General features: G+C 57.0%; 6 protein-coding genes. All 6 read left to right on the top strand.

The window, feature by feature from the left end:
• Positions 1-452: enoyl-CoA hydratase/isomerase family protein (locus K5905_RS30070; protein WP_297591360.1), on the top strand; the 452-nt coding region annotated here is incomplete at its 5' end.
• A 28-nt stretch (positions 453-480) separates the two neighbouring features.
• Entirely contained in the window at positions 481-705 is a 225-nt protein-coding gene (locus tag K5905_RS30065) for a hypothetical protein (RefSeq protein WP_297591358.1), read from the top strand.
• A gap of 56 nt (positions 706-761) precedes the next feature.
• On the top strand, positions 762-2303 hold the full coding sequence (locus K5905_RS30060) for an AMP-binding protein (RefSeq protein WP_297591356.1): 1542 nt from the start codon (positions 762-764) through the stop codon (positions 2301-2303).
• A gap of 3 nt (positions 2304-2306) precedes the next feature.
• On the top strand, positions 2307-2693 hold the full coding sequence (locus K5905_RS30055) for a MaoC/PaaZ C-terminal domain-containing protein (protein WP_297591354.1): 387 nt from the start codon (positions 2307-2309) through the stop codon (positions 2691-2693).
• Positions 2693-3064 carry a phosphate acetyltransferase gene (locus K5905_RS30050; protein WP_297591352.1) on the top strand — a complete coding sequence of 124 codons (372 nt, stop codon included), beginning with the start codon at positions 2693-2695 and terminating at the stop codon, positions 3062-3064. Before K5905_RS30055 ends, K5905_RS30050 begins: the two co-directional genes overlap by 1 nt.
• 87 nt (positions 3065-3151) lie before the next feature.
• The gene (locus K5905_RS30045; protein WP_297591351.1) at positions 3152-3487 is read left to right on the top strand and encodes a helix-turn-helix transcriptional regulator; all 336 of its coding nucleotides are present in this window, start codon (positions 3152-3154) and stop codon (positions 3485-3487) included.
• The last annotated feature ends 7 nt before the right edge of the window (positions 3488-3494 follow it).

Genomic DNA, 3494 nt, shown 5'->3' with positions numbered 1-3494 from the left:
GCCATAATGCGCTTGTGCCTGACCTGATTGACGAATTGCGATGTTCCATTGCGGAGGCGGAGCAGAAGGCGCCTGTGGCGCTGGTGTTGTCCGGTCGCGGGCCGAGCTTTTCGACCGGCGGTGACATCGGTGGTTTTCTGGAGCATGCCACTTCGCAACGAGACCTGGCAATTTATGCGGATGAGCTGGTTTCTGCGCTGCATGAAGCCATTTTGGATCTGCTTCGGTTTCCTGCCCCGGTTCTGGCAGCCGTCAATGGCCCGGTTACGGGTGGTTCCGTAGGATTCATGCTGGCCGCCGATCTTGTGGCGCTATCGGAAGGTGCATTCGTGCAGCCTTACTATTCGGAAGTCGGCTTCGGCCCGGATGGTGGCTGGACAGCACTCTTGCCGGATCGGAACGGCAAAAGCCCTCCAGATTCAGTATCTGAACCAACGCCTGTCTGCCAGTGACGCTCTGACCTTCGGACTGGCGGCAAGCATGCGGCCCCGGAGTGAGCTGTTTGCCCAGATCGATGACTGGATCGAAGAATTGCGGCAACGATATGCCCAGACTCACAGCGCGACCCGCAAGAATGTCTGGGGTGGCGAGCGTCTCGAATTGGCGCGAATTCGTCTGGAACAGGAAAGGCAGCGCTTTCTGGAGTTGGTTGCCCGACCGGAAACTCTTGAAGGAATGCGCCGCTTTACCAGAAAAAGCGCCTGAAGCGCGAAATTCCAATTCAAGCACCAAGTGTACGACACCGGGCGTTGGGAGGACACATGGAGTTTTTGACCGATATGGCTGCAAAGCGTGCGGAGCTGACGCCCGACGCTGTTGCATTTGTCGACCATGACACCGGACGCAGTTTCTCGTTCTGTGAGATCAACAGCCGGGCAACCAGGCTTGGTAACCTGCTTCTGGACAAGGGGCTTGAAAGAGGCGACCGCATGGCAGTGCTCTGTCACAACCATCCGGACTTCTTTGTTCTCCTGTTCGCCGCGCAAAAAACCGGGATCCTGCTCGTGCCACTCAACTGGCGGCAGCCGGTCGCGGAGTTGAAACCGATCCTGACGGCATCGCAGGCCAGGTTACTTTTCTTCGATGAGCCGTTTGAAGCCGCGGCGGGTGAGCTTACCAGTGGTTCCGGCATCGATCTGTTGCCGATTGGGTCCAATTCCAGCGCAAGCAGCGCGCTTGATGACGTCTTGCAGGATGCCAGTCCCGCCGCAATCGGCTGTGGCCGGATCAAAGCCAACGCTCCCTGGTATCTCTTGTTCACCTCCGGTACGACCGGCTTGCCGAAAGCGGTGATCCAGACAGCAGGCATGGCCTATGCCAACATGATCAATTATTGCCAGGCGACCGGACTGTCGACTGGTGAGAAAGGCGTGAATTTTCTGCCGCTGTTTCACACGGCCGGGATCAACCTTCCGACATTGCCGATTTTCCTGAATGGCGGGTCCTCAACCGTCATGCGCAAATTCGAACCTGAAACGGTTCTCACGCTGATCGACAGCGGCAAAGTCACAAGTTTTTTCGGCGTGCCGGCCATCTATCAGGCGTTGTCGCTCTCTTCTGACATCAACAACACCGATTTTTCCAAGGTACGATCTCTGGGGTGCGGAGGTGCGCCGGTTCCAAAGCATCTTCTGGTCGCGTTTCAGGACCGTGGTGTCACGATCTGCAACGGCATGGGCATGACTGAAACCGGTCCGACCGTTTTCCTGATGGACAGGGAAAACGCCGCGCGGAAAATCGGGTCTGTCGGCAAACCGCAGATCCTGACGGACGTCCGGCTGATCGATGGTGACGGCGGCATTGTGGAAGGTCCGGGTGAAGGCGAAGTTCAGTTTCGAGGACCCAACATCACGCCGGGATACATGGACAACAGGCAAGCGACCGTATCGGCCTTCACCATCGACGGCTGGCTGAAGTCGGGCGATGTCGCCCGGCGCGACGATGACGGTTACTTCTACATTGTCGACCGGATCAAGGACATGTTCATCTCCGGTGGCGAGAACGTCTATCCCGCTGAGGTCGAGAAGGTTCTTGTCAGCCATCAGGCAATCCTGGAGGCGGTCGTCATCGGCGTTCCGGACGAGAAATGGGGCGAAGTCGGCGCTGCCTATCTGATTGCTCGCCCCGGTGAAAGTCTGGATCTCAAGGCCTTGCCGAAATGGTGTCGGCAGCGGCTGGCGCCGTACAAGATCCCGAAGAGTTTTTCCATTGTCGAAGACCTGCCGCGCACGGCGGCGGGGAAAGTACGCAAGAACATTCTCAAAGAAACCCTTTCTGCTAAAAGAGCATCCGAGGACGCCTGAGCCATGAGCCTGACCGAAGACGCGCCCGGTTGCGCGACCTTTACCTGGATACCGCGACAGTCAGATTTCGACGCATTCGCGAAACTTTCCGGGGATGACAATCCGATCCACGTCGATCCGGAGTTTTCCGCCCGCACCCGTTTCGGGCGAACGGTCTCGCATGGGATGTTGCTCTATACACGGGTCTTCGCGCATCTCGCCGCGCTCTATCCCGGTCGCAAGCATGTGCTGCAAACCCTGATGTTCCCGAACCCGTCCTATGCGGATGAAGAGCTGACATTCACGTTTTCAGAAACAGCCGCGCAGCCCGGTCGGATCCTGATTGAAGTCAGCCGAAGCGACGATGGTGCTGTGACATTGTCGGGTACCTGTGATCTGGGAGACGCGTAATGACACTGGTTCTTGGGCAAAAGGCGGAACTGGTCCGCATGTATTCGGCGCAGGACATGCGGGATTTCGCGAGCCTGGCCGGTGATGACGAGACGGTTCCATCAAGCGTTCCCGGACCGCTGATCGGCGGTTTGTTCTCTTATCTGCTTGGGGTGAAGCTGCCTGGGCGCGGGACCAACTACCTGAAACAAAGTCTTGAATTTCTGACACCTGCTCCGGTCGAACAGGAATTGATCGCATCGGTTACCATCACGCGTCTGAGACCGGAAAAACATCTGGTTGATCTGGAAACAGTTTGCGAAACCGCGGATGGAACGCGGATCTGCCAGGGCAGGGCGCTGGTCTATGTCGAGGATGTCGGCAAGGAATAAGTCTTTTTGCAGTTGCTTCGCAATTCATTCAACTAAAAGGTTGACTGATGTCTTTGATTGTATTAATTCAACCAAATGGTTGAACGAATGCTTGATGATGAGAAGCTTACCGACATTCTGAAAGCGGTGAGTGATCCTCGGCGGCGGGAGCTGTTGACGCTTCTGGTTCAGCATGGCCCCACACGGGTCACCGATCTCGCCAAGCATTTCGACATCAGCCTGAACGCCGTGTCGAAGCACATCAAAATCCTGGAAGCCGCCGGTCTCGTGCGCCGGCGGACTGAATGGCGGGAACACCTGATTGAGCCGGATATGGGCCCGGTCAGTGAAATCGACCGCTGGTTTCAGGAGTTGCGGTCCATCTGGGCCAAGCGCCTCGATGCATTGGACGAGATGCTCTCAAGGGAGACAGGCGATGAATGACCTGAGT

Origin of the sequence: Roseibium sp., from assembly GCF_025698965.1 — a bacterium.
GTDB lineage: Bacteria > Pseudomonadota > Alphaproteobacteria > Rhizobiales > Stappiaceae > Roseibium.
Note: the sequence above shows the minus strand (reverse complement) of the source record. Positions and strands in the feature narration are given on the sequence as shown.

Bases quoted from the DNA above. Each gene is read 5' to 3' on its own strand.
- K5905_RS30065 (WP_297591358.1), top strand. From the start codon at position 481: ATGCGGCCCCGGAGTGAGCTGTTTGCCCAGATCGATGACTGGATCGAA.
- K5905_RS30060 (WP_297591356.1), top strand. From the start codon at position 762: ATGGAGTTTTTGACCGATATGGCTGCAAAGCGTGCGGAGCTGACGCCC.
- K5905_RS30055 (WP_297591354.1), top strand. From the start codon at position 2,307: ATGAGCCTGACCGAAGACGCGCCCGGTTGCGCGACCTTTACCTGGATA.
- K5905_RS30050 (WP_297591352.1), top strand. From the start codon at position 2,693: ATGACACTGGTTCTTGGGCAAAAGGCGGAACTGGTCCGCATGTATTCG.
- K5905_RS30045 (WP_297591351.1), top strand. From the start codon at position 3,152: ATGCTTGATGATGAGAAGCTTACCGACATTCTGAAAGCGGTGAGTGAT.